Source organism: Kribbella sp. NPDC051587, from assembly GCF_044453945.1.
Lineage (GTDB): Bacteria > Actinomycetota > Actinomycetes > Propionibacteriales > Kribbellaceae > Kribbella.
Genome location: NZ_JBITDE010000002.1, coordinates 236,362 through 262,828 on the forward strand (window position 1 = coordinate 236,362; position 26,467 = coordinate 262,828).

A 26,467-nucleotide genomic window follows, 5' to 3' on the forward strand; every position below is an offset into this window, starting at 1 on the left:
TCAGCCGAGAACCTCGTGGAGTTTGGCGGCGAACTCGGTCGGCTTGCCGGGCTGGCCGTATTCGTTCCCCAGGAAGCCGCCGTGACCGCTCGGGAAGACCACCGGGGTGAGGCCGAGGCGCTCGGCGAGTGCCTTGCCACCACGAGCGGCGAGCTGGTTGGCCGACTCCTCGCCGACGCCGATGACGAGCTTGTCCTTGACCTCGGCGAGGGTCTCGACGTTCGGCTGGTACGACGTCGTACCGCGAATGTTCTGGCCCATCAGGATGTCGTCGCGGGAACCGTCGTCCTCGGTGGACAGGCCGAACATCGCCGGGTCGGGCGCCGGCTGGTCGGTGTAGTCGTCGGGGAACTCGCCCTCGAAGCTGACCAGCGCGATGAACTTCGCCATCCCGGCACCGTGGCCATCACGCTGGTAGGTCGCGTAGATGTCGTCGTTCGCGGCCTGGGCCGCCTTGCTGTCCGGCAGGATCGTGATGAGCGGCGGCTCGTGGGCGACCACGGTGTTGACGAGGTCGGGCCGGTTGGTGAGGAGCGCCAGCGCGTTCACGGCACCGCCGCTGCTGGCGAAGATGTCCACCGGGCCGACGTCGAGTGTCTCGATCAGTACGGCGAGGTCTCCCGCGTGGATCATCGGGTTGAGCTCACCGGAGTCGGTGCGCGCGCTGCGCTCGATACCGCGCGGGTCGTAGGTGACGACCGTCCGCTCGGGGAAGTGTGAGGCCAGCGTCTGGAAGCCGCTCGCGCCCATCGGGCAGCCGATCAGCAGCAGCACCGGCTGGTCACGATCGGTCAGACTCCCGCGAACGTCGTACGTGAGGGTCACGTGGGGGATGTCGATCGTGCTGGTGACGGGATCCGGCATGTGCGCTCCTCCGAAGGGCTGGTGGTGCTGAGCCTAGAGCGGTTGCTTGCAGATGTCTCGGCTCTGACCTATGGTCGTTTCGTGGCGCAACGAAATGAACGGACGGCGTTGGCTCTCGCGGTGATGGACCTCATCGACGAGGGGCACCGACAGATCTCCCGGCGGCTCGACCTGACCCGGGTGCGGATCCTCGCGCTCGTGGGGGAGCAGGGGCCGATCCGGCCGAGCGCGATCGCGGCGTCGCTGGGGCTGACCGCCTCGTCGACCAGCCGGCACCTGGCCGCGCTCGAGCAGGCGGGGCAGATCGAGCTCGCGGCGGACCCGGACGACAACCGCACCTTCCTGGCGCAGGTCACCGCGAGCGGCCGGGCCGATTCCGTGGCCACGGTCGAAGCCGGTACGGCGGCCTTCGCGACCGTGATCGCGGATTGGCCGGACGAGGACGTGGCCACGGCACGGCAGTTGATCGAGCGGCTCAATACGGGCTGGATCGAGCGACGGCGTACCGATATCCCGCTCACGCGACCCGGAGCGGGGCCGCGGTGGCGTCGTACGGTGGAGAAGTCATGACGCCGCGGGCGGTGCAGGCCGCGCGCGGGCTGCTCGGTCTGGTCGCGCTCAGCCACTTGATCGTGCCGATCGTGATGTGGGCCAATCGCGATGAGTTGCGGACGACGATCGCGGATCGGTCGCCCGAGTTCGGTGCGGCCGAGCTGGACAAGGCGGTCGCTGCGGCCGTCGGTGCTGCTTTCGTGTTCCACGTTCTGTTGCTGGTGCTGAGTCTCTGGCTGATCGTGAAGCTGCCGACCGGGCGGCCGTGGGTTCGCCGGCTGACGACGGTGTCGCAGTTGCTGTCGGTGGTGTTCAGCTTTGTGTCGTGGTCGTCGTCCCCGATGTTCCACGTCGTGATCCCGATCGTCGGGCTGGCCGAGCTCGTTCTCGTCGTGCTGTTGTGGGTGCCGAGCGAGTCCAGGACGTTCTTCCTTCGGGCAGAACCGAACGGCTCCGCAACTGCACCCCGATCCCGCTAGTCTCGAATTCCATGCGGATGAAACTTCTCGCGGCGACTATCGCTGCAGCCTTGACAGTGGCCGGCGTCGGTACGGCGGCTGTTGCCGACAGCACCGATTCCGGCCCGCTCACGCACCCGGCCGCCGTACCGAACTATGGTGAGTACTCGCTGATGTTCGAGAAGTCGGCCGGGCAGTACTGGGCCGGTGGATCCGCGGCCGGACAGTGGGCGTGGACGCCGTTGAGCGCCACCGAGTCCGACATCTCCTGGGGTGACCCGGCGACCTGGCCGCCGAAGTCGGCCGAGCACTTCATCCGCTCCGGCGACTGGGTCCTGCTCGACGGCTACAACGACGGCGCCGGCAAGCCGCTCACGCAGATCCAGCGCGTGACGTCGGAGAAGATCGGCGACGCCAACTGCAACAACCTGCAGCCGATCCCATCCGCTGGCGGCCGTCAGCACTACGTGAAGTGGAACATCCCCAGCACGGGCTACTGCCTCGACGCCACCGGCACCATCAAACCCCCGAACGGTTCCACCACCGTCAAGTTCCGCCACCTGCAGAAGTGGTCACCCCCGCAGGCCTGCGCGAACCCCTACTTCACAGCCCAGACCTGCATCACCCAGTTCGAGCAGTGGTGGGACGACAACAACCACCCCTACTCCCTCCAACTCTCCCGCACCCTGGAACTTGCCAAAGGCAAGGGCATGGCCTTCACCAACCACACCACAGTCCCGGTGAACTGGAACGCCGACGCCCGCTACTACTGGCACTACTAACAGGTGAAGTACGTCCTACTCCTCATCGTGGCGACGGTCGGCACGGGATCAGCGGGGAATTACTGCCACGGAGAGGCAGTAACTCCCCGCAAACCCACCAGCACCATCCCGAACCGCACCAGCCGACCGCCATTTGATGGGTTCACCCATCAAATGGCAGATCCGGGGGCGTGAGCAAGCCCGCGCTCCGGTCCGCCAGTTCGTTATGGGTGAACTTTTCGGCGTATAGCGCCCAAAAGTTACCCACTAGCGCGCATCCCGGACCTCAACCACAACCCCGGAAGCCCAAGCAACGGGAACCGCAGTCGGCGACCGAACCAGCTCCCTCAGCCCTGCGCCGGACGCCCGCCACTCGGCGCAGATCTTGGACCCGAGCCACAGCCCGGAAGCCCAAGCAGCGGGAACCATGGTCGCCGGGCGCGCCATCCCCCTCAGCCACGTGCCGAGCTCAGCCACCCGCCACTGTAAATCGGCCGCAGCGGCGAGCACCACAAACCCGCGTGCCCGGCCGCAGACGGAGCGGCGAGCAACCACGCCGCCGTCCAACGCGGTGGACGTGGTGTGCGCGGTAGCGCACAGGTCCAGGCGGTAGCCCGGAAGGGAACTAAGGGCGGGTGGGGAAGCGCGGTAGCGCGCAAATGAGGGCGGGGGAAATGACGGCCGCCCGGCGTACCGGGCGGCCGCAGACCGCTACTTCTTGACGGCCTTGTTGTAGGTGTCGATCTGGGGCTTGATGGAGTCGGCGGCGGCCTTCATCGCCGTGGCCGGGTCGGTACCGAGGACCGCCTTCTCGAGGCCGTCTTCGGCTGCCTTGCGGGCTTGGGGCATGACGCCGAGGATGCAGCCGGAGGAGGCGTTGGTGGGCTTGGTGGTGTGGAGCTGGGTGATGGCGGTGGTGAACTGCGGGTACTGCGCCACCCAGGCCTTGTCGGCGGGGAGGTCGAGGGCCTTGGAGTTGATCGGGAAGTAGCCGGTGCCGGTGTGCCACAGGGCCTGCTGCTCCGGTGAGGAGGCGAACTTCACGAACTCCCAGGAGGCGCGCTTCTCGGCGTCGGAGTGGCCGGGGCCGTCGACCCAGAGGGAGGCGCCGCCGATGATCGGGCCGCCGGTGTCGGCCGCGGTGAGGTGCGGGAAGGGTGCGGTCAGCACGGTGAACTTGCCCTTGGCCGCGTCCAGGTAGCCGCGCAGTGAGCCGGTCGACTCCAGGTGCATGGCCGACGTACCGGACTTGAAGACGGCTTGCGCGTCGTCGGTCTTCTTGCCGGTGTTCGGCATCAGGCCTTGCTTGACCATCTCCTGGTACCAGGTGGCGACCTTGACGCCCTGGTCACCGTCGAAGTCGACCTTCGAGGCGAGGTCCTTGCGGCCGTTCTCGTTGTCGCAGTACGTCGTCCCGGACTGGGCGATCAGCTGCTCGAGGAACCACCCGTAGATGGCCGCGTTGAAGCCGTACTGAACGGTCTTCCCACCCTGCTTGATGGTGAGCTTCTTGGCCGCCGCCATGATCTCGTCAAGGTTCGTCGGCGGCTTCATCGGGTCGAGGCCGGCCTTCACGAAGGCTTCCTTGTTGATGTACAGCAAGGGCATCGAGGTGTTGAACGGCATCGAGTTGAGCTTGCCGTCGATCGAGTAGTAGTTGGCGATGTTGGGCTCGATCGAGTCCAGCGTGTAGCCGTCCTTGTCGGCGAACTTCTGGATCGCGACGGTCTGCTTGGAGTCGATCATGAACCGCGAGCCGATGTCGTAGACCTGTACGACGGAGGGCGTGTTGCCCTGCTGCACCGAGGTCTTGTACTTCGTGATGGTCTCGTCGTAGTCACCCTGGTAGACCGCGGTGACCTCGATCTTGCCCTTGTTGGCGGCGTTGAAGGCCGCGACCAGCTTGTCGATCGCCGCGCCGTTGGCGCCCTTCATCCCGTGCCAGAAGGTGACCTTCGTGACCCCGGTCGCGCTGTCGAGCGCGCTCGCGTCGGGAGCGTCCACCGAGCCGGCGGAGTCGCCGCTCGAGTCGCTGCCACCACAGCCGGCCGCGACCAGCGCCAGTACGGCCAGGATCGACACGGCGGACGCCGTACGTCGGATTGAACGCATCGCAGGAACCTCTCTCGAGAACATCAACGGATCGCGCCCGCGGTCAGGCCGCGGACGATGAAGCGCTGGCCGAAGATCACGATGGCCAGAGTGGGCAGGATGGACAGCGTGACGCCGGCCAGGATGAGTCCCGGGTCGGCGGCCTCCGCGTCGTTGAGCTGGCTGATCCCGATCTGCAGGGTCCGGCGGGACGCCGAGTCGCCGATCAGCAACGGCCAGAAGAACTGGTTCCAGGCCGCCAGGAAGACGTACAGGCTGACCGCCATCAGGGCCGGCTTGTTCAGCGGGATCAGGATCTGGCGCAGGAACCGCCAGTGCCCGCAGCCGTCGATGGTGGCCGCGTCGCGCAGCTCCGTGGGGAACTGCAGGAACGACTGGCGGAGCAGGAACACCCCGAACGCGTTGGCGAGGAACGGCAGCACCAGCGCGAGCATGGTTCCGGCGTACGACGCGGTCAGCCGCTCGCCGCCGATCGACCAGCCGGTGATGGTCAGGTAGTTCGGGAGCACGATCGATTCCCACGGCACCATCAGCGTGGCCAGGAACAGCCCGAACAGGACCGTCCGGCCCCACATCTTCATGAAGACGAAGGCGTAGGCCGCGAGGACGCTGGTGATCAGCTGGGAGATCGTGATCACCGAGGTCTGCAGGATCGAGTTCAGGTACTGCTGCCCGATCGGCGTTCCCGAGTGCGTGGCGCCCTGGTAGTTGCCGGTGAACAGCCCGTGCGGGAACAGATCCGGCGGGTACGACGAGATCTGGCCGGGCGACATGACCGAGCCCGCGATGACGTAGTACACGGGGAAGATCACCAGCAGCGCGGCCCCGATCAGGACCAGGTAGGTGATGACGCGTGCCGGCTTCACTTGTAGTGCACCCGCCTCTCGAGGACGCCGAACTGGATCCCCGTGCAGATCAGCAGGATCAGCAGCAGCACGATTGCCTGGGCGGACGCGGCGCCGAAATCGCTGGCGTTGTTCGCGAAGGCGGTGTGGTAGATCGAGTAGACCAAGGTCTTGGTCGACTGCTCCGGTCCGCCCTCCGGGGTGAGGATCTTGATCTGGCCGAAGCCCTGCAGGGACTGGATCGTCGAGATCACGACCAGGAAGAACAGCTGCGGGCCGAGCATCGGGACGGTGATGAACCGGGCGGCCCGGAAGCCACCGGCGCCGTCCAGCGTGGCGGCCTCGTTGATCTCGTTCGGGATCGCGCCGATCCCGGCCGACAGCACCAGCACGTTGTAGCCGATGCTCATCCAGACCGTGGTGATCGCGACGCTGATCAGCGCCCACGACGGGTCGGTCAGCCAGCCGATCCGGTCCACCCCGAACTTGCCGAGCAGGCCGTTGGCCAGGCCGATCGCCGGGTTGTAGATGGTCGCGAAGATCACCGACGCGCTGGCCACCGAGAACGCGAACGGCAGGGCGAACGCGGTCCGGAAGATCCGGATCCCCTTGATGTGCTGCTCGAGCAGCAGTACGACGACCAGTGCGCCGAGGACACCGGGGATCACGGTCAGCAGCACGAACGCCAGCGTCACCCAGAGGATGTGCCGGAACTCCGCGGAGCCGAGCATGTCGCGGTAGTGCTGCAGTCCGACGAACGCGTCGGGCCGGCCGAAGAGGTCGGAACCGTGCAGGGACAGCGAAACGGACTTGCCGAGCGGCCACACGATGAAGAGCGCGAAGATCACCACGCAGGGCGCGAGCATCAGCCAGGAGAGCAGGGAAGCAGGCGTGGGGCGCCGTCCTGCTGCGGTTTGGGTAGTCAAGCGTTTACCTCCAGTCAGAGCGCAGTCTTGCACCGCCCGGGGCCTGGCTGTCCAGGGCACGCTAGGCTGAGCGCCCGTGAAGGTCTTGGTGATCGGTTCGGGTGGCCGCGAGCACGCACTGGTCTGGGCGCTGGCCCAGGATCCGGACGTCGAACAGGTGGTGGCGGCCCCGGGCAACCCTGGCATCGCCGTGTTGCATCCGGCGTACGACGGGCAAACGATTGTTTGCCGTCCGGTGGATATTTCCGACCCCGAGGCCGTGGTCGCGCTGGCGACCGAGATCGGTGCGGATCTGGTCGTGGTCGGGCCGGAGGCTCCGCTGGTCGCCGGGCTGGCCGATCCGCTGCGCGACGCGGGGATCGCGGTCTTCGGACCGTCCAAGGACGCCGCGCAGCTCGAGGGTTCGAAGGCGTTCGCCAAGGACGTGATGGCCTCCGCGAGTGTGCCGACCGGCCGTGCCTACGTCTGTACGACGCCCGAGGAGGCCGCCGAGGCGATCGACGCGTTCGGACCGCCGTACGTGGTGAAGGACGACGGCCTCGCTGCCGGCAAGGGTGTCGTGGTCACGTCGGACCGCGACGAGGCGCTCGCGCACGCGGCCGGATGTGAGCAGGTGCTGATCGAGGAGTTCCTGGACGGACCCGAGGTGTCGCTGTTCGCGATCACCGACGGTACGACGGTGCTCCCGATGCAGCCGGCGCAGGACTTCAAGCGCCTTGGTGACAACGACGAAGGCCCGAACACCGGCGGCATGGGCGCGTACACACCGTTGCCCTGGGCACCGGAAGGATTGGTTGCCGAGATCACCGAAAAGGTGCTGCAGCCGACCGTCGACGAGATGCGTCGCCGCGGTACGCCGTTCAGTGGCCTCCTGTACGCCGGTCTCGCGCTGACCTCGCGCGGTCTGCGGGTGATCGAGTTCAACTGCCGCTTCGGTGACCCGGAGACGCAGGCGCTGCTGCCGATGCTGAAGACCCCGCTCGGCGGTCTGCTGCTCGCCGCGGCCACCGGCAAGCTGGCCGACTACGACCAGCTGAGCTGGAAGAACGGCTCGGCGGTCGCGGTCGTGGTCGCGGCCAAGAAGTACCCGGCCAGCCCGCGCAGCGGCGACGCGATCTCCGGCGTCGACCAGGCCGAGGGTGACGACGTCCGCGTCTTCCACGCCGGTACGGCGCTCGACGGCGAGGAGCTCGTCACGTCGGGCGGCCGGGTCCTCGCGGTCAGTGCCACCGGCAAGGATCTCGACGAGGCCCGGCAGCGCGCCTACGCCGCGGTCGGCCAGATCCGGATCAAGGGCTCCCAGCACCGCACCGACATCGCCCTGAAGGCCGCCCGCGGGGAGATCGACGTCTGACCTACGACCCGTAGATGATGCCGGGCGTCGGGCCGATCGAGCCGTCGAAGGTGTTGTCGCGGATCGGGTTCACCGTGGCGAACTTCGGTACGGCGGGCAGCGGGTGCTCGAAGATCTCCCGCAACCGCTCGTCCTCGATCCCGTCCACGCCGAGCACGGCAACCCGTCGTACCCCGGTCGCCTTCTGCTCGCGCAGCTCGCGATGCAAGGGACTGAACCGGGCCAGGAAGCGCGGCCGCGCAACGCCCTTCGCAGCCAGCGCGCTGTCGAGTGCCTTCAGCGCCGGACTGGCAGCCAGCCGCGCGCCGAAGTCGTCGACGGCCAGGCCGGACTCGGGCAGGAGGTCGAGCGCCGCCGTCTCGATGCGCAGCGCCGCGCTTCCGTCGGCTGCCGTCAGCGGGCGCTCGCCCTCGCGAACCCGCTGCCGCTTGTAGGCCACCTCGAGCTGACCAGCGTTCACCATCGCAACGAACACGGTCAGCGCCACCCGCTCGGCACCACCCAGTACCCACGCCGTCTCATACTCGGTCAACCTCTTCATAACCACATAGTGACTCTGAGTGAGGGTCAAGATGGTGTCGAGGGTCTGGGAGAATGGGGGCGTGTCGAGCCCTGTGAAGCCCCGGATCCCGAACGTTCTCGCCTCTCGCTACGCCAGTCTGTCGATGGCGCGGCTGTGGTCGCCGGAGCACAAGATCGTGCTCGAGCGGCAGCTGTGGCTCGCGGTGCTGAAGGCCCAGAAGGAGCTTGGGGTCGACGTACCGGACGGGGTCGTCGAGGACTACGAGCGGGTGCTGGACCAGGTCGACCTGGAGTCGATCGCGGCGCGGGAGCGGGTCACGCGGCACGACGTGAAGGCGCGGATCGAGGAGTTCAGCGCGCTCGCCGGGCACGAGCACATCCACAAGGGCATGACGAGCCGGGACCTGACCGAGAACGTCGAGCAGTTGCAGATCCGGGCCGGGCTCGAGCTCGTCCGCGATCGCGCGGTGGCGACCGCCGTACGGCTCGGGCAGAAGGCGGCCGACCACGCGGCGCTGGTGATGACCGGGCGGTCGCACAACGTGGCCGCGCAGGCGACCACGCTCGGCAAGCGGTTCGCGTCCGCGGCCGACGAGCTGCTGGTCGCGATCGGACGGCTCGAGGAGCTGATCGAGCGCTACCCGCTGCGCGGGATCAAGGGCCCGGTCGGGACGTCGCAGGACATGCTCGACCTGTTCGGTGGGGACCCGGCCAAGCTCGACAAGCTGGAGAGCGACATCGCCCAGCACCTCGGCTTCAGCCACACGCTGACCAGCGTCGGCCAGGTCTACCCGCGGTCGCTCGACTACGACGTCGTCACCGCGCTGGTGCAGCTGGCCGCCGGGCCGTCGAGCCTGGCGACCACGATCCGGCTGATGGCCGGGCACGAGCTGGTCACCGAGGGCTTCAAGGAGGGCCAGGTCGGTTCCTCCGCGATGCCGCACAAGATGAACACCCGGTCCTGTGAGCGCGTCAACGGGCTGGCCGTCATCCTGCGCGGCTACGCCTCGATGACCGGCGAGCTGGCCGGCAACCAGTGGAACGAGGGCGACGTCTTCTGTTCCGTCGTACGGCGGGTTGCCCTGCCGGACGCGTTCTTCGCCCTGGACGGGTTGTTCGAGACGTTCCTGACCGTCCTCGACGAGTTCGGGGTCTACCCGGCCGTGGTCAGCCGGGAGCTCGAGCGGTACCTGCCGTTCCTCACGAGCACCAAGGTGCTGATGGCCGCGGTGAAGAACGGCGTCGGCCGCGAGACCGCCCACGAGGTCATCAAGGAGCACGCGGTCGCGACCGCCCTCGACCTGCGCAAGGGCCTGGCGGCGAACGACCTGTTCCACCGGCTCGGCACGGACGGCCGGCTCGGGCTGACCGAGGAGCAGATCGTCGGCATCGTCGGCGAGCCGCTCTCGTTCACCGGTGCCGCGGTTGCCCAGGTCGGCACGGTTGTCGCGCGCATCGACGAGCTCGCCAAGCGCTACCCGGAGGCGGCCGCCTACAACCCGGGTGACATCCTCTAGTTCGTGTTCGAACCGCTGACCTGGGCGCTCGTGGCGCTCAGCCTCCTCGCGATGGTGTACGCCCTCGTGCTTGCCGCCCGGAACAAGCGGATCGACTGGCCGGTGCTCGGCGCCCTCGGCGTGATCGAGGTCGCCCTGCTCGCGCAACTGGTGGTCGGGATCGTTCAGCTGGTCGGTACCGACCGCGATGTCTCCGGACCGTTCTTCGTCGGCTACCTGATCGGGTCGCTGCTGATCCTGCCGGTCGGCGCGCTGTGGGCACTGGGTGACAGCAGCCGATGGGGAGCGGGCGCGCTGGCGATCGCCTGCCTGGTAGTTCCGGTCCTCGAACTCCGACTGCACGACATCTGGGTCGCATGAGCACGCCCGCCGAACCGGACCCGGGCCGAGTCGCGCACGACCCGGCCGCGACCAAGCGCGGTCCGGGCCGGATTCTCGTGCTCGTGTACGGGATCTTCGCCCTCGCGGCGACTGCCCGCGCCGGCGTGCAGATCGCGATCCAGTTCTCGGATGCGCCGATCGCCTACCTGCTCTCGGCGGTTGCCGCGGTCATCTACTGCGCGGCGACCTTCGCGCTCGCGAAAGCGACTGTGGTGTCTCGCCGGGTCGCGACCATCGCGATCGCGATCGAGTTGATCGGCGTACTGGGTGTGGGCGCATTCAGTTACGCCGTACCGGAGGACTTCCCGGACGCGACGGTGTGGTCGCACTTCGGCCAGGGGTACGGGTTCGTGCCGTTGGTGCTCCCGATTCTCGGGCTGCTCTGGCTGCGCCGGACCCGCTAGCACGGGCGTAGCGACTCCCAGTCAACTGCCAGCGACACCCAGGGCCCGCCCAAGGTTGGCTCGGCAGCATCGATGTCATGCAGACATCAGGTCATCCTCGGGTCGAGATCGTCGTACCCGTCAAGAACGAGGAACACGACCTCGGCCCGAACATCCGGCGGTTGCGGGAGTTCCTGGACACCGCCTTTCCGTACCAGGCCGAGGTCTGCATCGCCGACAACGGAAGCACGGACGCGACGTACGAGATCGGCGCGCTGCTGGCCGCCGAGCTGCCCGGGGTCCGGGTGGTCCGGATCGAGCAGTCGGGGCGCGGGCGCGCGCTGAAGCAGGTCTGGTCGGAGTCGACCGCCGACGTGCTCGCCTATATGGACGTGGACCTGTCCACGAATCTGAACGCCCTGCTGCCGTTGGTGGCGCCGCTCTTCGCCGGGCACAGTGATGTTGCCATCGGCACCCGGTTGTCGAACGGGTCGCGGGTGGTCCGGCGGCCGAAACGCGAGTTCATCAGCCGGTCGTACAACTTGTTGCTCAGGGCAACGCTGAGCACGCACTTCTCCGATGCCCAATGCGGATTCAAGGCGATCCGCGCCGACGTGGCGCGCGAGCTGCTCCCGTACGTCGAGGACACCAGCTGGTTCTTCGACACCGAGCTGCTCGTGCTGGCCGAGCGCGCCGGCCTGCGGATCCACGAGGTCCCGGTCGACTGGATCGACGACCTGGACTCGCGGGTCGCGATCGCCAAGACGGTCGGTGAGGACCTGCGCGGGATCGCCCGGCTGGCCCGGACCCGGGTCGACCTCGAGCCGATCCGGCAGACGTACGGACGGCCACGGGTGCTCGATCCACGGACGGCGCTCGCCGCGCGGGTGCTCAGGTTCTGCGCGATCGGCGTCCTGAGCACGTTGGCTTACGCGCTGCTCTATCTCGTCCTGCGGCAGGGCATGCCGGCGCAGATCGCCAACCTGCTCGCGTTGCTGATCACCGCGGTCGGCAACACCGCACTCAACCGACGGATCACCTTCGGCGTCCGCGGGGTCGAGGGCCGATGGCGGCACCAGCTGCGCGGCCTCGTCACCTTCGGCATCGGCTGGAGCCTGACCGCGTGCGCCCTGTGGCTGTTGCACACCGCGGTCTCCGCGCCGCACCAAGCGGTCGAGGTGACCGTCCTGACTGTGGCGAACCTGGCCGCCACCGTGGTCCGGTTCAGTCTCTTCCAAGCCTGGGTCTTCGATGACGACGCACCCACCCTCCCCACCCTCGAACCTCAGGAGCAGTTGACATGGCGACACTGACCGAATCCAGACCACGCGTGGTCGCGAGGCCACTCACCCTCAGTCGGGACAAGGTCCTGTACGGCGGTCTGCTGGCTCTGACCGCGATCGCATACCTGTGGGGTTTGTCCAAGAACGGCTACGCCAACGAGTACTACGCAGCCGCCGTCCAGGCGGGGTCGACGAGCTGGAAGGCCTGGTTCTTCGGGGCGTTCGACTCGTCGAGTTTCATCACCGTCGACAAGACGCCGGGGGCGCTGTGGGTGATGGGGCTGTCCGGCCGGATCTTCGGCTTCAGCAGCTGGAGCATGCTGGTCCCCGAGGCGCTGATGGGTGTCGCGAGCGTCGGCTTCGTCCATGCGTCGGTACGGCGCTGGTTCTCGGCCAACGCCGGATTGCTTGCCGGAGGCATCCTTGCGCTGACTCCGGTCGCCGTGCTGATGTTCCGGTTCAACAACCCGGACGCGCTGCTGATCATGCTGCTGTGCGCCGGCGCCTGGGCGGTCACCCGGGCGATCGACTCGGAGAAGCACGCGGCCCGGTGGATGATGCTGGCCGGCGCGCTGGTCGGGTTCGGGTTCCTGGCGAAGATGTTGCAGGCGTTCCTGGTCCTGCCCGCGTTCGGGCTGGCGTATCTCGTGGCTGGCAAGCCCGCGCTCGGGAAGCGGGTTGTGCAGAGCGTGCTGGCGCTGGTGGCGATGATCGTCAGTGCTGGTTGGTGGATCGCGATCGTGGAACTGATACCGGCCTCGGCGCGGCCGTGGGTCGGTGGCTCGTCGACCAACAGCATTCTCGAGTTGACCCTTGGCTACAACGGACTTGGACGCCTGAGCGGAAACGAGACCGGCTCGGTCGGCGGTGGCGTTGGCAACCCCGGCTGGGGTGGTGCGACCGGACTACAGCGCTTGTTCGGTGGTGAGTTCGGATCACAGATCGCCTGGTTGCTGCCCGCTGCGTTGCTCGCGACCGTCGTACTGGTTGTTGCTGCCGGCAAGGCTCCGCGGACGGATCGGACTCGCGCCTTCACGATCCTGTGGGGCGGTTGGCTGGTCGTGACCGGGCTGGTGTTCAGCTTCATGCAGGGGATCATCCACAGCTACTACATGATCGCGCTGGCACCGGCCATCGCGGCCGTGATCGGTGCGGCGGCGATGGTGCTGTGGCGACGCCGGACCGAATGGTTGCCGCGGGCAACGCTTGCGGGCGGGATCCTGCTGACGGCCGGATGGAGCTTCGCGTTGCTGAACGCGACGCCGACGTGGAATCCCTGGCTGCGTTGGGTTGTGCTCATGACCGGTGCACTGGCTGCTGGTGCGGTGCTGATGGTGCCTGAGCTCGGACTCAACCGAACGGCCGCTCGACGGGCCGGGCTGGCAACGGGAGCGCTGCTTGTGGTGACCGCGCTGGCCGGGCCGACGGCGTACTCGGTGAGCACGATCGCGACGGCGCACGCCGGGGCGATCCCGACGGCCGGTCCGGCAGGTGCCGGCGGCATGGGCGGCCGCGGTGGGTTCAACCGTGCCGGTGGACCGCCTGCGGGCCAGATGCCCGGTGGGACTACTCAGGGCGGGACTGTTCAGGGCGGGACTGCTCAGGGTGGCGCGCCGACCGGGATGCGTGGTGGAGCTGGTGGGTTCCTTGGTGGAAGCGGGACCAGCGGGGTGTCGAGTGAGCTCGTGACACTGCTGCAGCAAGGCGCTACCGGGTACACCTGGGCCGCTGCCTCGGTGACCGCGATGGGTGCCGCGCCGCTGCAGATCGCCTCCAGTACGCCGATCATGGCGATCGGCGGGTTCAACGGGACCGACCCGGCGCCGTCGCTGGCCGAGTTCCAGCAACTCGTTGCCCAGGGCAAGGTGCATTACTTCATCGGCGGGAGTGGCGGCGGCTTCGGCGGTCGCGGTGGGAACAGCACCTCCACCGAGATCTCCACCTGGGTGGCCGCGAACTTCCAGTCCCGGACGGTCGGCGGTTCGACCGTCTACGACCTGACCAGCAGCAAGTAGGAGCAGGCAAAATGACTAATCCTCAGTTCCCCCAGCAGTCTCCGGTCGCACCGCCCGTGTCGCCGCCGGTCGCCCCACCGAAGGACAACCGGCCCAGCGGATTGGTGCTGGCGGGAGCGGGTTCACTCGTGGCGGTGCTCGCCTTCCTTGGTGGCATGGCGGTTGGGCATGCGTGGGACGGGAGCTCGACCACGCCGACGCAGTTCGGTGGGCCGGGCGGCGGCGGGTTCCGGCAGTTCCCGGGCAACGGGCAGCAGGTGCCGCCGGGACAGACCCAACCGCAACAACCCCAGCAGAGTCAACAGGGTCAGCCTGGATAGCGGGAGAAACGGCGCCCGGCGAGTGTGTCCACTCGCCGGGCGTTTCGTTGCGAGGGGTGGTGTGACAGGTGTCGAGTGGGGTAAGCATCTGGGCGTGGAATGGTCGAACGTCACCTGGTTCCTGACCGCGCTCGGTGCGGTCGTCGTGCTGTTGACGCGCGTCCGGCTCGGGGGTGCGGTGGTCGACGGCACCGGCAAGTCGAGCGGAAACGCCGGCTATTCGGCTGCCCTGCTACGGATTCACACCACTGTGGGTGTTCTCACCCTGCTGGTCTGGATCGTTGCCATGGTCACCGGTCGGCGTGAGATCGCTTTCCTGGGGTTGGCCGGGTGGTGGCTGCTGGCAATCGTCGGATTGTTGCTTCTGGCCCGTTGGCTGCCCAGCGGTGGCAAACATTCCGAACACACTCGTGGTGACGCCTGGGGCTCCGGCGCCGGACTCTCGCTCCTCGGTCACATCGGGGTACTGCTCGGCTCCGGCTACTTCACCTGGGTCACGCTGACGGGCCGCCTCTGACCAGCCCATCCAGTACCGCCCCGACAGTACGTCGTACGCCGTCCTCGTAGTCGGCCTCCGTGAGCGTGGAGCCCGCGCCGGCGACGCGGTCGTACAGGAGGCCGTCCAGCATCGCGGCCAGCGGCCAGGCGGCCCGCTCCGGATCCGGTACGCCGAGCGCCGTCAGTAACTGGCCAAGCATCACGCGCAACTGCCGTCCGCCGGCGTCGATCGCGGACCGCAGCTCGGGCTGTCGACTCGCCTCCAGCGAGAGTTCGTAGCGCGCGATCAGATCGTCCGGCCGCTCGGCAGCCAGCCCCAGAACCATCGCGACCACCAGCTCACTCGGCGCCAGCTCGGTCTGAGGTGGAGCGACCGTCTCCAGGTCGCGGGTGAGCATCCGGTTCACGCAGGCGGTCAGCAGTGCGCTGCGAGTGCGCAGGTAGTACGACGTGGAGCCCGGCGGCAGCCCGGCCTCACCGTCGACCGCTCGGTGGGTGAGCCCCCGCAGTCCGCGAGTGGCGACCAGCCGGATCGCGGCGTCGGCGATGGCGTCCTGTCGATCCGGCCCCAGCGGTACCTGCTTCGTCACCACCGCAGTCTCGCACTTCACAGCGACCACTTCCGAGCTGTCCTCTACAGATGTAGAGTCAACAGGATGAGTACGGCGATCGTGGTGGGAGCGGGAATCGGTGGGGTCACCGCGGCGGTGGCGCTGCAGCACTGTGGCTGGGAGGTCACGGTGCTGGAGCGCGCGGCCGCGCTAGGCGAGGTCGGTGCGGGCATCTCGGTCTGGCCGGGAGCGGCTGCGGTGCTGAGCGAGCTCGGGGTCAAGGGGGTCGAGCAGGCGGGTGCACTGTCTGGTCCGGTCGGGCTGCGCAAGCCGAGTGGGCGCTGGCTGGTCGGTGCGGCTGACCTGGGGGTCGAGCTGCCGGTGATGATCCACCGGCCGCGGCTGCACGAGCTGATCACCGCTGAGTTCGGTCCGGCGGTGACGGTCCGGACCGGTTACGAGGTCAAGACCGTGACGCAGGACGAGACCGGCGTACTGATCAACAACGAGCTGCGGGCGGACCTGGTCGTTGCGGCTGACGGACTGCGCAGTGTGATCCGCACCGCGCTCTACCCGCAGTACGCCGGACCGCGGTACTCCGGCTACACGGCGTACCGGGGGATTGCCGACGTACTGGCGACTGATGGTGGTGAGACCTGGGGGAAGGCGCAGCGCTTCGGGGTCGCGCAGCTGATCGACGGCCGCGCGTACTGGTACGCCACGGCCAACCAGCCGGCCGGACAGGGTGGCGACCTGGCCGCAGTGATCCGCCGCTACGGCAGCTGGCACGACCCGATCCCGGCGATCCTGGCCGCGACCGACACGGCGTTGCAGAACGACATCTACGACCTGCCCCTGCCGCTGGTCCCGTTTGCCGCGGGACGGATCGCTCTGCTCGGTGACGCGGCTCACGCCATGACACCGAACATGGGACGCGGCGCCTGCACCGCCATCGAGGACGCCGGTGCGCTGGCCCGGCATCTGACGGCAGCGCCGGATCCAGCGACAGCACTGACCCGGTACGACGCCGAGCGGCGTCCTGCGGCCACCAAACTGGTCAAGCGGTCCCGCCAGATCGGAGAGCTCGGTCAGCTGGAGAATCCGCTCGCTCGCGGGGCGCGGGACGCGCTGATGGCCGCAGGTGCGCTGGTGGCTCGTGGGGCGGCAGCACTCCGTCGATAGGATCAGGGCGTGACCACACCCCTGCAGGCTCCTGAGATCCCCGGTGCGAAGCACATCCACTCCGGCAAGGTCCGCGACCTGTACGAGCTGGAGTCCGGCGAGCTGCTGATGGTGGCCAGCGACCGGCAGAGTGCCTTCGACTGGATCCTCAGCACGCCGATCCCGGACAAGGGCAAGGTGCTCACCGCGATGAGCCTGTGGTGGTTCGAGCAGCTTGGAGTGCCCAACCACATCATCTCCACCGACGTACCGGCCGAGGTCGCCGGCCGTGCGGTCATCTGCGAGAAGCTGGACATGTTCCCGGTCGAGTGCGTCGCGCGCGGGTACCTGACCGGCTCCGGCCTCCTGGAGTACCAGGCGACCGGCACGGTCTGCGAGATCCCGCTGCCGCCCGGACTGGTCGAGGCGTCGCGGCTGGACGAGGCGATCTTCACCCCGGCCACCAAGGCCGAGCTCGGCGAGCACGACGAGAATGTCTCGTACGACGCGGTCGTGGCGGTCGTCGGTGCGGAGACGGCCGCGGCGCTGCGGCAGACGACGCTGGACATCTACACCCGTGCTCGGGCGATGGCCGAGGAGCGCGGCATCATCCTGGCCGACACCAAGTTCGAGTTCGGCGCCCGGCCGGACGGGACGATCGTGCTGGCCGACGAGGTGCTCACGCCGGACTCGAGCCGGTTCTGGCCGGCCGACCAGTGGAAGCCCGGTCAGCTGCAGCCGTCGTACGACAAGCAGATCATCCGGGACTGGCTGCAGTACGAGTCGGGCTGGGACCGGCACTCGGGTGAGGCGCCGCCGCCGTTGACCGACGAGGTGATCGAGCGCACCCGCTCCGCGTACATCGGGGCCTACGAGCAGCTCACCGGCCGCACCTTCACCGCCTAGAACGAGCGGCTAGAACAGACCCACTCCCAGCGCCAGCAGGATGAAGCGGGCGCCGCGGCCGGTCAGCACGGACGCGCCGAAGCTGACCACGCCCATCCGGGAGGCACCGCCGATCAGGGCGACGCCGTACAGGGGTGGGACGCCGACGAACGCGCTCAGCAGCGTGACCGGGATGCCCAGGCGACGGTCGCTCATCGCGTCCAGCAGGCGCTTGCTGAGGTCGCGGTTCCACTGCACGAACCGGCCCCAGCGGGTGTCCAGGTTGACCGGCTTCGGCTCCTTGGACTTCCGCGCCGCGTAGCCCGGGCGGTAGCGGACAGCGAGGAACATCCCGATCTTGCCGATCGTCTGCCCGACCGATACCCCGATGGCGGCCACCACCGGATCGAGGCGACCGGAGACGCCGATGCCGAGGATGTACGCCTCCGCGTTCATCACCGGTACGACGGCGGATCCGATCCCGAACCCGATCGCCAGCAACAGCTGCCACACCCACATGCCCCCGAGGCTATGCGTTGTTGCCTGAGCAATCACAAACATTTCACGCTCGCGGTGCGGCGGGTGTGCGGCCGCGCAGGATCGCGATCAGCCGGTACGACGACGCGACCTTCACCACGCAGGCGGCGATCGCGATCGTGTAGGGGAGCCACTGTGCACCGGTGTGGTGCGCGATGACGAGTGAGATGACCACTGCGGCCGTGTTGACCGCCTTGGCCGGTTTCGACCAGTTCCACCGGTAGATCGGGTCGTCGACCTTGTAGAAGTAGTTCGGGCTGAGCGTCCCGCGCCAGAGCAGGAACGCCAGCGACAGCATGGTGTCCAGGACGCCGAACTGCACCAGGAAGATGGCCAGCGGCCCGATGGTCTCCGGGAACGCCGCCATGAACGCAGCCGCCAGCAGGAACGAGCAGGCGCGGTCGCAGACGATGTCGAAGACCGCTCCGCCCTCGGACTCCTCGTTGCGGTACCGGGCGACCGCACCGTCGGCCATGTCGCCGATCCAGTACGCCGCGTAGCCCACGATCAGCCAGGGCAGTTCATGGGTCCGGAACGCGATCGCCGCGATCACCATGGCGATCACCGTGCGGACCAGCGTGATCCGGTTGGGGACGCCGAGCAGGAGCGGCGGCCGGACGGAGAGCGGAACCGGGATGGTGGCCATCAGGCAGCCCTCAGATTCTCGGGATCGAGTGCGTCCCGCAGTTGGTTGCGAAGCAGGTAGCCGGCCAGGACACCACCGGCCAGCGCGAACAGACAGCCGCCGGAGGCCACCGCCAGGGCGCCCAGCAGGAACACTGCCTTGAAGGGATCGCCACTGACGCCGCTCGCGTAGTCCAGTCCGAGCAGCATGCCTGCACCGGCCCCGATCGCCAGGGCCGGTCCGCCGACCGCGGCGAGCTGGCGAGTGATCATTCGCCGCAGGAAGGTGGCGTCGACGCCCAAGGCGGTCAGACTGGCGAGCTGGCGGCGCTGGTCGACCAGCTGGTCGGCGACCCCGACGATCAACGCACCCATCGCCACGCCCATCACGATCACCAGGCCGACGATCGCCATCGCGTATCCGGTCACGTAGAACGCGGCGCGGTCCTCGAACTCCGGCGAGACGGCGACCGCGAGCGCGCCCCGGAACAGCACGCCGATCAGAAAACCGCAGCAGCCGAGCAAGGTGCTCATCCGGGCCGACGAGCGGGCGTCTGCCGCCAGGCGGGCGCCGGCCAGCAGGTTGACCGGGTCGTTGGACCGAGCAACGAACCGGCCGATCGCCTGCAGCCACCGCCGGGCCAGGTGAAGCATGAGGAACGCCAACCCGATGACGAGTGCCGTGGTGGCGAAGTAGCCGATGAAAGGCGCGCTGAGGCCGCCGAGGACGATCAGCGCCACCCCGGTGACGACACCGACTTTGCTGGGACGGCCGACCGGGGTCTCCGCTCGTGGGAGCAGCTCGTCCTCGTGCAGCAGCCCGCCGATCAACGCTCCGGCCGCAGCCATCGCCACGACCACCGGGATCCAGACGCCCACGTCGACGACCTCTGCTCGGGGCAGGACCTGCGCCATGGTGGGCAGCAAGCCCAGCAGGAAGGTGAGGACGAGATACATCGGTCCCGCGAGCAAACCGCCGGCCAACCCCGCCATGGCCGCGTCGGTCACGGACAACCGCCGTACCTGCTTGCTGGAGGCTCCTGCCAGCCGGAGCGCGGCCATTCGCCGTTCGCGGGCCGCCGTGCCTAGGCGGAGTGCCTGGGCGGCGAGCCCTGCGGTCAGTGCGGCCAGGACGACCAGGATTGCGATCAGGCCGGTGCGCAGGCCGGGCTCGGCGACGTAGTTGCTGTAGACCGTGTTGTCGAGGTCACCGCTGAGCCGGGCGATCCGCAAGGCGCCGATGAGTAGCGCGCCGGTGAGGCCTAGGGTGGCGACGGTCAGGTTGACGCGACTGCGGTCCGCGTGTGTGCGGGAGCGGGCCAGGAGCAGCAGGGTCTCGGCTCTCATCAGAGTGCTACCTCGTGCTGGACGACACCGTCGCGCAGGCGGACCTCACGGTCGGCAGCTGCAGCCACGAGGTTGTCGTGCGTGACCATCACCAGGGCCGCACCGCGGTACCGAGCGGTCTTCACCAGCACATCGAGCAGCTCCTTGCCGGCGCGACTGTCCAGACTGCCGGTGGGCTCATCAGCCAGTACGACGGAGGGCCCGGTGACCAGTGCTCGGGCAACGGCAGCGCGCTGCGTCTGACCGCCGGACAGCTCGGACGGTACGGCGTCCGCCTCGTCCGCAATGCCTACCTGGGTCAGCCACTCACGTGCGTGCTCATGGGCCTCGGATCGGGGGTGACCAGCGAGCAGTAGCGGCAGGGCGACGTTGTCGATCAGTGGCAGGTCCGGCACGAGCTGGCCGAACTGCAGCACGACACCGATCTTGGTACGCCGTAGTCCGGCCCGGTCATCTGGTGAAAGCTCCGCCAGGTCCTGACTGTCCAGCCGGACCGAACCGCGGTCCGGAGTCAGGATGCCCGCCGCGCAGTGCAGCAGTGTGGACTTGCCACAGCCGCTGGCGCCGGTGATCGCGACGATCTCGCCGGCCTTGACCTGCAGGGAGACGCCGCGCAGGGCTGTGTTCCGCCGATACGCGTACTCGACGTCGGTCAGCTCAAGAGCGTTCATGAGGTCTCCTGCTCGGCTAGACGATCGAGAGCGCTATCGAGCCAGCGCAGGTCAGCATCGAGGTGGGCGACGATGTAGTCGCGGACGATCGAGGAGCTCGGGTCCTGACCGGCCGGGGTCTCCTGTAGCTCGCGGATGCGGCGCAGGTGACTGGCGCGCTGTCGGGCCAGGAAAGCGGTGGCATCACCACCGGTGCGGACCGCTGCGACGAGTTTGCGCAGTACCTCGTCAGCACTGCCCCAAGCGGGCGGCACTGGGTCGGCGAGCCAGTCGGACAGGTGCTTGCGGCCCTTGTCGGTGAGCGCGTAGACCGTCCGGTCCGGACCGCCCCCGGAGGTCTTCTCGAGCACCTCGACCAGTCCGTCACGCTCCAGCCGGCCCAGCGTTGTGTACACCTGCCCGAACGCCAGTGGGCGTCCGAGAGGGAACCAGCTGTCGTGGCCGCGCTTCACGTCGTACCCGTGTGCAGGACCTGCCGAAAGCAGGCCCAGGACGAGTTCGGCGGTGGACATGTGCTTCACTATACCTTCAGTGTATGTACTGAGTGAATAGTCCGCCGATGCGGGAAACCGGGCAGCCGGTCGGTAGGATTCGCAGCGTCACCCCGGAACGAGACCTGGAGTAGTCAGTGGCTCGCGTTGTCGTCGACGTCATGCTCAAGCCCGAGATCCTCGACCCGCAGGGCAAGGCGGTGCACGGCGCGTTCGGCCGGCTCGGCTTCGACGGCGTGGCCGACGTCCGGCAGGGAAAGCGGTTCGAGATCACCCTGGACGGCGAGGCGACCGAGGAACGGGTCGCCGAGATCCGCAAGGCCGCCGACACCCTGCTGGCCAACTCGGTGATCGAGGACTTCACGCTGCACGTGGAGTCCGAGCAGTGAAGATCGGGGTCGTCACCTTCCCCGGCTCGCTGGACGACGCCGACGCCCGCCGCGCGGCCGCGGTGGCCGGTGCCGAGGCGGTCGCGCTCTGGCACGGCGACGCCGACCTGCACGGCGTGGACGCGGTCGTCCTGCCCGGCGGCTTCTCGTACGGCGACTACCTGCGCGCCGGTGCGATCTCCCGGTTCGCCCCGGTGATGGAGACCATCATCAAGAAGGCCGGTGAGGGCCTCCCGGTGCTCGGGATCTGCAACGGCTTCCAGGTGCTCTGCGAGTCGCACCTGCTGCCCGGCGCGCTGATCAAGAACAGCCTGCGCAAGTTCGTCTGCCGCGACCAGGGCCTGCGGATCGAGAACAACCGCACCGCCTGGACCAGCGACTACGACGCGAACCACGAGATCACCATCGTGCTGAAGAACCAGGACGGTTCGTACGTCGCCGACGAGGCGACGCTGGACCGACTGGAGGGCGAAGGCCGCGTGGTCGCCCGCTACCTCGGCAACCCGAACGGCTCGTATCGCGACATCGCCGGCATCACCAACGAGCGTGGCAACGTGGTCGGCCTGATGCCGCACCCCGAGCACGCCGTCGAGACTCTCACCGGACCGACCACGGACGGCCTGGGCTTCTTCACCTCGGTGCTGAAGGCCGTCGTCTCCTCCTGATGAACTTCCGCTTCCGTCCGAAGAGCCGGCGCATCCTTCGGGCGCTGGGGCTTGGACTGGGCGTCGCCGCGGCCGCGGCGAGCGGCATCCTGCCGGCGGCCGCAGCACCCGAGGCGAAGGTCGTGGTGATCGGCGTGGCCGGTCTGACCTGGGCCGATGTGAAGGGTTCACCAGAGCTCACCGCTCTGCTGAACCAGTCGAACGTCGGCTCGATCTCGGTCAAGACCGCCGGCTCACACACCTGCCCGATCGACGCCTGGCTGACCATCAGTGCCGGCTCGCGGGCCTTGGGCAGCGATGCGAATCAGCCCTGCGGTGACCTGCCCGCGGTGACGGACGGCAAGGTCCAGGACTGGAAGCTGTACGACGATCGCCAGGCGGAGCACCACACGGGTGCACCGATCGGTCGCCTGGGCACCAGCCGTAACGGTGTCTGCGGATTCGGACCCGGTGCGGCGATCGCAGTGGCCAAGCGGGATGGCACGGTGACCAACTGGTCGCCAGAGTTCGACGCCGCCAAGCTCGCAAGCTCTGCCTGCCAGGACGCGATCGTCGACGCCGGAGTGCTCCCTGAGCGCGAAGGACGCGTCGAAGCCCTACTGCAGGTCGTCGACCTCGTCTCCAAGGCCCGTGCTGCCGGCGGCTCGGTGCTGCTGGCCGGTGTGAGCCAGGAGAGCCTCATCTCGCATCAGCAGACGCTGGTGGCGCTGCAGCTTCCGCCGCAGGACGGCGCGCGGTGGCTGACCAGTGACTCGACGCATCGTCCTGGTCTGATCCAGCTGACCGACCTCACCGCGACTGTTCTGCGCGGCCAGGCCGCTGACGTGGATCCGGCCGGCGCGGAGACGGCAGGTCCGTTGGGTGGTAGCGAGATCCACTCGACCGGCGACGTCCACACCGACGCCGCCGCGGTCATTGAGGACCGGCTGGACACCAATCAGCGCTATGAGAAACCGCGTCCGGTGCTGAAGGCTGTGGCCGCCACTCTGGCCGCTCTGATGATCCTGTGCATCGGCTGGTTCCTCTTGCGGCGCAAGAGTGTGTGGGCCCGCCGTGCCGCTTCGTTCGCGCTACTGACTCAGGCTGGCTTCTTCATTGCGGTCTTCCTGGCCACTGCGACCGTCTGGTGGCGCTGGCCGTCTCCAGGAGTCGCTCTGTACGGCGTGACCATCGGCATCAGCGCACTGTCGGCCGCACTCTCCATGCTGTTCCTGAAGCGCTATGCCTACCTGGGACTGGCGCTGGGTGCGTATCTGGTGCTGGTGATCGACGGCCTGCTCGGTACGCCGATGCAACTCGGCAGCATGTTCGTCGACGGACCTGTGTTCGGTGGCCGGTTCTATGGCTTCGGCAACTCGACTTTCGCCACCCTGGCCGTCGCCGCCCTCGTGCTGGCGGGCTGGGCCGCGCAGAAGCTGCTCAACCGCAGTCGTGTGCAGGCGGCGCTCGCCGTACTGGTCATCGGAGGCATCGCGCTTCTCATCGACGGCACACCAGGCTGGGGGACCGACTTCGGCGGGATCCTCGGTCTGACGCCGGCCGTGCTGCTGATGGCGTGGATGACCTGGCGCGGCAACATCACGCTGCGCGCACTGCTCGCGGTGGCCGTGGGCGGCGTACTGGCTGTGTCTGTGGTCGCGTACCTCGACTACCGGCGTCCTGCTGAGCAGCGGAGTCACTTCGGGGCCTTCGTGGCCCGGCTGCTCGAGGGCGACGTGACCGACGTTCTGGTGCGCAAGCTGCAGGCGGCGCTGGCGGTGTTCAACAGCCCGGCGGGCTGGGTGCTGCTGGTCGCCGTGGTGTTCCTCATGCTCGCCACCGTGCTCCCGGACCGCGTGCCCTCCGCGTCGTACCGGGCCTTCTACGTCAGCGCGCCGATGGTCCGGCCGACGCTGATCGCCCTGGCCGTCTGCGGGTTGGCCGGGAGCCTGCTGAACGACGTCGGCATCATCGTGGCCGGGATCATGGCCGGCTTCGCCGTACCGATGCTGGTCGCCCATCTGCTGGCCGGGCAGCGGCCCAGTACCGTTTCACCTGAGTCCCACCTAGTGCAGGAGTCCAAAAGTGTCGACTGACACCGTCACCAACGCCGAGAGCACCCCGGAGGTCGAGCAGCCGTGGGCGGAGCTCGGCCTGAAGCCGGACGAGTACGAGCGGATCCGCGACATCCTGGGCCGGCGTCCCACCAGCTGCGAGCTGGCGATGTACTCGGTGATGTGGAGCGAGCACTGCTCGTACAAGTCGTCCAAGGTGCACCTCAAGCGGTTCGGTGAGATCCCGCAGGAGACCCCGGCCGGCAAGATGCTCGCCGGCATCGGTGAGAACGCCGGCGTGATCGACATCGGCGAGGGCTACGCGGTCACCTTCAAGGTCGAGTCGCACAACCACCCGTCGTACGTCGAGCCCTACCAGGGCGCGGCCACCGGCGTCGGCGGCATCGTCCGCGACATCATCGCGATGGGCGCCCGCCCGGTCGCGGTGATGGACCCGCTGCGGTTCGGCCCGCTGGACGCGCCGGACACCAAGCGCGTGCTGCCCGGGATCGTCTCCGGCGTCGGTGGTTACGGCAACAGCCTCGGCCTGCCGAACATCGGTGGCGAGGTCGTCTTCGACCCGACGTACATCGGCAACCCGCTGGTGAACGCGCTCTGTGTCGGCGTCATGCGGCACGAGGACCTGCACCTGGCCAACGCCACCGGCGTCGGCAACCAGATGATCCTGTACGGCGCCAAGACCGGTGGTGACGGGATCGGCGGCGTCTCGATCCTGGCCAGCGAGACCTTCGCCGATGGCGGCCCGACCAAGCGGCCGGCCGTTCAGGTCGGTGACCCGTTCATGGAGAAGCTGCTGATCGAGTGCACGCTCGAGCTCTTCCAGGCGCACGTCGTCGAGGGCATCCAGGATCTCGGCGGTGCGGGACTGTCCTGCGCGACCTCGGAGCTGGCCAGCGCCGGTGACGGCGGGATGCGGATCGAGCTGGACCGGGTGCCGCTGCGCGACGCCTCGCTGTCGCCCGAAGAGATCCTGATGAGCGAGTCGCAGGAACGGATGATGGCCTGTGTCACGCCGGAGAATGTCGAGCAGTTCCTGAAGATCTGTGCCAAGTGGGACGTCCAGGCCGACGTGATCGGTGAGGTCACCGGCACCGGCCGGCTCGAGATCGACTGGCACGGCGAGCGCGTCGTCGACGTACCGCCGCGCAGTGTGGCGCACGACGGCCCGGTCTACAACCGTCCGTTCGCGCGGCCGTCCTGGCAGGACGAGCTGCAGGCCGACGGCGCCGAGAAGTTGCCGCGAGCAACGACTTCACAGGAGCTACGGGACACCCTGCTGCAGCTGGTCGCCTCGCCGAACCTATGCGACAAGTCCTGGGTCACCGACCAGTACGACCGCTACGTGCTCGGCAACTCGGTGCTCGCGCAGCCCGAGGACAGCGGCATGATCCGCGTCGACGAGACCAGCGGCCTGGGCGTCGCGGTCTCCACCGACTGCAACGGCCGCTTCGCCAAGCTGGACCCGTACACCGGCGCCAAGCTCGCGCTGGCCGAGTCCTTCCGCAACGTCGCCACCACCGGCGCCCGTCCGGTCGCCGTCTCCGACTGCCTGAACTTCGGCTCCCCCGAGGACCCGGACGTCATGTGGCAGTTCACCGAGGCGATCCGCGGCCTGGTCGACGGCTGCAAGGAGCTCGGCATCCCGGTCACCGGCGGCAACGTGTCGTTCTACAACCAGACCGGTGAGGTCGCGATCCTGCCGACGCCGGTGATCGGCGTACTGGGTGTCATCGACGACGTCACCCGCCGGACGCCGATCGGCTTCACCGGTGAGATGGAGGGGCACCAGCTGTACCTGCTCGGTGAGACCGCCGAGGAGCTGTCCGGGTCCGAGTGGGCGCACGTCGTCCACGGTCACCTCGGTGGCCGCCCGCCGGCCGTCGACCTGGCCGCCGAGCAGCAGCTCGCCGACATCCTGATCAACGCCTCCCGCGACGGCCTGATCGACGCCGCGCACGATGTCAGCGATGGTGGCGTCGCGCAGACCCTCGTCGAGTCCGCCCTCCGCGGTGGCGTCGGCGCTCGGGTCTGGGCGCCGGACGGCCTCGACCCGTTCCTCTTCCTGTTCGCGGAGTCCGCCGGTCGCGCGGTGGTCGCCGTACCGAGGACCGAAGAGGTCCGCTTCACCGACATGTGCACCGCGCGCCGCTTCCCGCACACCAAGATCGGCGTCATCACTGGTGACACCCTGGACGTCCAGGACCAGTTCGAGGTGCCGTTGACCGAGCTCCGCGACGCCTGGACCGCCACCCTCCCGGCGGCCATGAGCTAAACCCTGACGAGCACTTGGCGCTGCCCCAT

Annotated in this window: 28 protein-coding genes; 17 read left to right on the top strand and 11 right to left on the bottom strand. The window is 68.3% G+C overall.

The features are described 5' to 3' along the window. On the bottom strand, window positions 1–864 hold the full coding sequence (locus ACIA49_RS07275) for an alpha/beta fold hydrolase (protein ID WP_396376247.1): 864 nt from the start codon (window positions 862–864) through the stop codon (window positions 1–3). Between the two features lie 81 nt (window positions 865–945). Between ACIA49_RS07275 and ACIA49_RS07280 the strand changes: the two genes are divergently transcribed. The 3 genes from ACIA49_RS07280 to ACIA49_RS07290 are packed head-to-tail and all read left to right on the top strand — an operon-like array spanning window position 946 to window position 2,656. After that, window positions 946–1,434 (top strand): MarR family winged helix-turn-helix transcriptional regulator, encoded by a 489-nt coding sequence (locus ACIA49_RS07280; protein WP_396376248.1) that lies wholly within the window; start codon window positions 946–948, stop codon window positions 1,432–1,434. Then, window positions 1,431–1,895 carry a hypothetical protein gene (locus ACIA49_RS07285; protein WP_396376249.1) on the top strand — a complete coding sequence of 155 codons (465 nt, stop codon included), beginning with the start codon at window positions 1,431–1,433 and terminating at the stop codon, window positions 1,893–1,895. The genes ACIA49_RS07280 and ACIA49_RS07285 overlap by 4 nt, the downstream gene beginning before the upstream one ends. A gap of 11 nt (window positions 1,896–1,906) precedes the next feature. Continuing rightward, entirely contained in the window at window positions 1,907–2,656 is a 750-nt protein-coding gene (locus tag ACIA49_RS07290; protein ID WP_396376250.1) for a hypothetical protein, read from the top strand. Between the two features lie 690 nt (window positions 2,657–3,346). Here the strand turns inward: ACIA49_RS07290 and ACIA49_RS07295 are convergent. Genes ACIA49_RS07295 through ACIA49_RS07305 form a run of 3 tightly spaced genes read right to left on the bottom strand, consistent with a single transcriptional unit; the run spans window position 3,347 to window position 6,518 of the window. Further along, window positions 3,347–4,747 (bottom strand): ABC transporter substrate-binding protein, encoded by a 1,401-nt coding sequence (locus tag ACIA49_RS07295; protein WP_396376251.1) that lies wholly within the window; start codon window positions 4,745–4,747, stop codon window positions 3,347–3,349. Between the two features lie 23 nt (window positions 4,748–4,770). Next, a complete protein-coding gene (locus ACIA49_RS07300; protein ID WP_396376252.1) occupies window positions 4,771–5,613 on the bottom strand; it encodes a carbohydrate ABC transporter permease in 843 nt (280 codons plus the stop codon). After that, a complete protein-coding gene (locus tag ACIA49_RS07305; RefSeq protein ID WP_396376253.1) occupies window positions 5,610–6,518 on the bottom strand; it encodes a carbohydrate ABC transporter permease in 909 nt (302 codons plus the stop codon). The genes ACIA49_RS07300 and ACIA49_RS07305 overlap by 4 nt, the downstream gene beginning before the upstream one ends. A 76-nt stretch (window positions 6,519–6,594) precedes the next feature. Between ACIA49_RS07305 and purD the strand changes: the two genes are divergently transcribed. Next, entirely contained in the window at window positions 6,595–7,872 is a 1,278-nt protein-coding gene (gene purD, locus ACIA49_RS07310; protein WP_396376254.1) for a phosphoribosylamine--glycine ligase, read from the top strand. Window position 7,873: 1 nt separating this feature from the next. Here the strand turns inward: purD and ACIA49_RS07315 are convergent, their stop codons facing one another. After that, window positions 7,874–8,413: a hypothetical protein gene (locus ACIA49_RS07315; protein ID WP_396376255.1), complete on the bottom strand. Its 540-nt coding sequence runs from the start codon at window positions 8,411–8,413 to the stop codon at window positions 7,874–7,876. A 31-nt stretch (window positions 8,414–8,444) separates the two neighbouring features. Here ACIA49_RS07315 and purB point away from each other — a divergent pair, with 31 nt between their 5' ends. The 7 genes from purB (at window position 8,445) to ACIA49_RS07350 (ending at window position 14,810) form a co-directional block, all read left to right on the top strand. After that, window positions 8,445–9,911 carry an adenylosuccinate lyase gene (purB, locus tag ACIA49_RS07320; RefSeq protein ID WP_396377168.1) on the top strand — a complete coding sequence of 489 codons (1,467 nt, stop codon included), beginning with the start codon at window positions 8,445–8,447 and terminating at the stop codon, window positions 9,909–9,911. Between the two features lie 3 nt (window positions 9,912–9,914). After that, window positions 9,915–10,271, top strand: a complete 357-nt coding sequence (locus ACIA49_RS07325) for a hypothetical protein (protein WP_396376256.1) — start codon at window positions 9,915–9,917, stop codon at window positions 10,269–10,271. Then, complete coding sequence (locus ACIA49_RS07330; RefSeq protein WP_396376257.1) at window positions 10,268–10,696, top strand: hypothetical protein; 429 nt, start codon at window positions 10,268–10,270, stop codon at window positions 10,694–10,696. Before ACIA49_RS07325 ends, ACIA49_RS07330 begins: the two co-directional genes overlap by 4 nt. Window positions 10,697–10,773: 77 nt before the next feature. Then, entirely contained in the window at window positions 10,774–11,988 is a 1,215-nt protein-coding gene (locus tag ACIA49_RS07335) for a glycosyltransferase (protein ID WP_396376258.1), read from the top strand. Next, entirely contained in the window at window positions 11,976–13,973 is a 1,998-nt protein-coding gene (locus ACIA49_RS07340; protein WP_396376259.1) for an ArnT family glycosyltransferase, read from the top strand. The genes ACIA49_RS07335 and ACIA49_RS07340 overlap by 13 nt, the downstream gene beginning before the upstream one ends. Before the next feature lie 11 nt (window positions 13,974–13,984). Next, complete coding sequence (locus ACIA49_RS07345) at window positions 13,985–14,293, top strand: hypothetical protein (RefSeq protein WP_396376260.1); 309 nt, start codon at window positions 13,985–13,987, stop codon at window positions 14,291–14,293. A gap of 94 nt (window positions 14,294–14,387) precedes the next feature. Continuing rightward, the gene (locus ACIA49_RS07350; protein ID WP_396376261.1) at window positions 14,388–14,810 is read left to right on the top strand and encodes a hypothetical protein; all 423 of its coding nucleotides are present in this window, start codon (window positions 14,388–14,390) and stop codon (window positions 14,808–14,810) included. Here the strand turns inward: ACIA49_RS07350 and ACIA49_RS07355 are convergent. Then, the gene (locus ACIA49_RS07355) at window positions 14,788–15,381 is read right to left on the bottom strand and encodes a TetR/AcrR family transcriptional regulator (protein WP_396376262.1); all 594 of its coding nucleotides are present in this window, start codon (window positions 15,379–15,381) and stop codon (window positions 14,788–14,790) included. The two genes, ACIA49_RS07350 and ACIA49_RS07355, sit on opposite strands and share 23 nt — an antisense overlap. Window positions 15,382–15,447: 66 nt before the next feature. Here ACIA49_RS07355 and ACIA49_RS07360 point away from each other — a divergent pair, with 66 nt between their 5' ends. After that, window positions 15,448–16,524 carry an FAD-dependent monooxygenase gene (locus ACIA49_RS07360; RefSeq protein ID WP_396376263.1) on the top strand — a complete coding sequence of 359 codons (1,077 nt, stop codon included), beginning with the start codon at window positions 15,448–15,450 and terminating at the stop codon, window positions 16,522–16,524. Window positions 16,525–16,533: 9 nt separating this feature from the next. Beyond that, window positions 16,534–17,409, top strand: coding sequence for a phosphoribosylaminoimidazolesuccinocarboxamide synthase (locus ACIA49_RS07365; RefSeq protein WP_396376264.1), 876 nt, complete (start codon window positions 16,534–16,536; stop codon window positions 17,407–17,409). Between the two features lie 9 nt (window positions 17,410–17,418). Here the strand turns inward: ACIA49_RS07365 and ACIA49_RS07370 are convergent, their stop codons facing one another. From ACIA49_RS07370 to ACIA49_RS07390, 5 genes are read right to left on the bottom strand one after another with little or no spacing between them, the layout of a single operon-like run. Next, entirely contained in the window at window positions 17,419–17,907 is a 489-nt protein-coding gene (locus ACIA49_RS07370) for a hypothetical protein (RefSeq protein WP_396376265.1), read from the bottom strand. 43 nt (window positions 17,908–17,950) lie between these two features. Next, window positions 17,951–18,571 carry a CDP-alcohol phosphatidyltransferase family protein gene (locus tag ACIA49_RS07375; protein WP_396376266.1) on the bottom strand — a complete coding sequence of 207 codons (621 nt, stop codon included), beginning with the start codon at window positions 18,569–18,571 and terminating at the stop codon, window positions 17,951–17,953. Beyond that, entirely contained in the window at window positions 18,571–19,896 is a 1,326-nt protein-coding gene (locus tag ACIA49_RS07380; RefSeq protein WP_396376267.1) for a hypothetical protein, read from the bottom strand. The genes ACIA49_RS07375 and ACIA49_RS07380 overlap by 1 nt, the downstream gene beginning before the upstream one ends. Then, complete coding sequence (locus ACIA49_RS07385; RefSeq protein ID WP_396376268.1) at window positions 19,896–20,567, bottom strand: ABC transporter ATP-binding protein; 672 nt, start codon at window positions 20,565–20,567, stop codon at window positions 19,896–19,898. Before ACIA49_RS07385 ends, ACIA49_RS07380 begins: the two co-directional genes overlap by 1 nt. Then, window positions 20,564–21,079, bottom strand: a complete 516-nt coding sequence (locus tag ACIA49_RS07390) for a PadR family transcriptional regulator (RefSeq protein ID WP_396376269.1) — start codon at window positions 21,077–21,079, stop codon at window positions 20,564–20,566. The genes ACIA49_RS07385 and ACIA49_RS07390 overlap by 4 nt, the downstream gene beginning before the upstream one ends. 116 nt (window positions 21,080–21,195) lie before the next feature. Between ACIA49_RS07390 and purS the strand changes: the two genes are divergently transcribed. The 4 genes from purS to purL are packed head-to-tail and all read left to right on the top strand — an operon-like array spanning window position 21,196 to window position 26,438. After that, entirely contained in the window at window positions 21,196–21,447 is a 252-nt protein-coding gene (purS, locus tag ACIA49_RS07395) for a phosphoribosylformylglycinamidine synthase subunit PurS (protein ID WP_396376270.1), read from the top strand. Next, entirely contained in the window at window positions 21,444–22,112 is a 669-nt protein-coding gene (gene purQ / locus ACIA49_RS07400; RefSeq protein ID WP_396376271.1) for a phosphoribosylformylglycinamidine synthase subunit PurQ, read from the top strand. Before purS ends, purQ begins: the two co-directional genes overlap by 4 nt. After that, entirely contained in the window at window positions 22,112–24,187 is a 2,076-nt protein-coding gene (locus ACIA49_RS07405) for a hypothetical protein (protein ID WP_396376272.1), read from the top strand. The genes purQ and ACIA49_RS07405 overlap by 1 nt, the downstream gene beginning before the upstream one ends. Beyond that, window positions 24,177–26,438 carry a phosphoribosylformylglycinamidine synthase subunit PurL gene (gene purL, locus ACIA49_RS07410; RefSeq protein WP_396376273.1) on the top strand — a complete coding sequence of 754 codons (2,262 nt, stop codon included), beginning with the start codon at window positions 24,177–24,179 and terminating at the stop codon, window positions 26,436–26,438. Before ACIA49_RS07405 ends, purL begins: the two co-directional genes overlap by 11 nt. The last annotated feature ends 29 nt before the right edge of the window (window positions 26,439–26,467 follow it).

Excerpts from the sequence above, each read along its gene's own strand:
- ACIA49_RS07405 (WP_396376272.1), top strand. The coding sequence starts at position 22,112 with ATGAACTTCCGCTTCCGTCCGAAGAGCCGGCGCATCCTTCGGGCGCTG.
- ACIA49_RS07290 (WP_396376250.1), top strand. The coding sequence starts at position 1,907 with ATGCGGATGAAACTTCTCGCGGCGACTATCGCTGCAGCCTTGACAGTG.
- ACIA49_RS07295 (WP_396376251.1), bottom strand. The coding sequence starts at position 4,747 with ATGCGTTCAATCCGACGTACGGCGTCCGCCGTGTCGATCCTGGCCGTA.
- ACIA49_RS07385 (WP_396376268.1), bottom strand. The coding sequence starts at position 20,567 with ATGAACGCTCTTGAGCTGACCGACGTCGAGTACGCGTATCGGCGGAAC.
- ACIA49_RS07285 (WP_396376249.1), top strand. The coding sequence starts at position 1,431 with ATGACGCCGCGGGCGGTGCAGGCCGCGCGCGGGCTGCTCGGTCTGGTC.
- ACIA49_RS07315 (WP_396376255.1), bottom strand. The coding sequence starts at position 8,413 with ATGAAGAGGTTGACCGAGTATGAGACGGCGTGGGTACTGGGTGGTGCC.
- ACIA49_RS07345 (WP_396376260.1), top strand. The coding sequence starts at position 13,985 with ATGACTAATCCTCAGTTCCCCCAGCAGTCTCCGGTCGCACCGCCCGTG.
- ACIA49_RS07275 (WP_396376247.1), bottom strand. The coding sequence starts at position 864 with ATGCCGGATCCCGTCACCAGCACGATCGACATCCCCCACGTGACCCTC.
- purB (WP_396377168.1), top strand. The coding sequence starts at position 8,445 with ATGGTGTCGAGGGTCTGGGAGAATGGGGGCGTGTCGAGCCCTGTGAAG.
- ACIA49_RS07380 (WP_396376267.1), bottom strand. The coding sequence starts at position 19,896 with ATGAGAGCCGAGACCCTGCTGCTCCTGGCCCGCTCCCGCACACACGCG.
- ACIA49_RS07360 (WP_396376263.1), top strand. The coding sequence starts at position 15,448 with ATGAGTACGGCGATCGTGGTGGGAGCGGGAATCGGTGGGGTCACCGCG.
- ACIA49_RS07335 (WP_396376258.1), top strand. The coding sequence starts at position 10,774 with ATGCAGACATCAGGTCATCCTCGGGTCGAGATCGTCGTACCCGTCAAG.
- ACIA49_RS07330 (WP_396376257.1), top strand. The coding sequence starts at position 10,268 with ATGAGCACGCCCGCCGAACCGGACCCGGGCCGAGTCGCGCACGACCCG.
- ACIA49_RS07340 (WP_396376259.1), top strand. The coding sequence starts at position 11,976 with ATGGCGACACTGACCGAATCCAGACCACGCGTGGTCGCGAGGCCACTC.
- ACIA49_RS07370 (WP_396376265.1), bottom strand. The coding sequence starts at position 17,907 with ATGTGGGTGTGGCAGCTGTTGCTGGCGATCGGGTTCGGGATCGGATCC.
- ACIA49_RS07375 (WP_396376266.1), bottom strand. The coding sequence starts at position 18,571 with ATGGCCACCATCCCGGTTCCGCTCTCCGTCCGGCCGCCGCTCCTGCTC.
- ACIA49_RS07390 (WP_396376269.1), bottom strand. The coding sequence starts at position 21,079 with ATGTCCACCGCCGAACTCGTCCTGGGCCTGCTTTCGGCAGGTCCTGCA.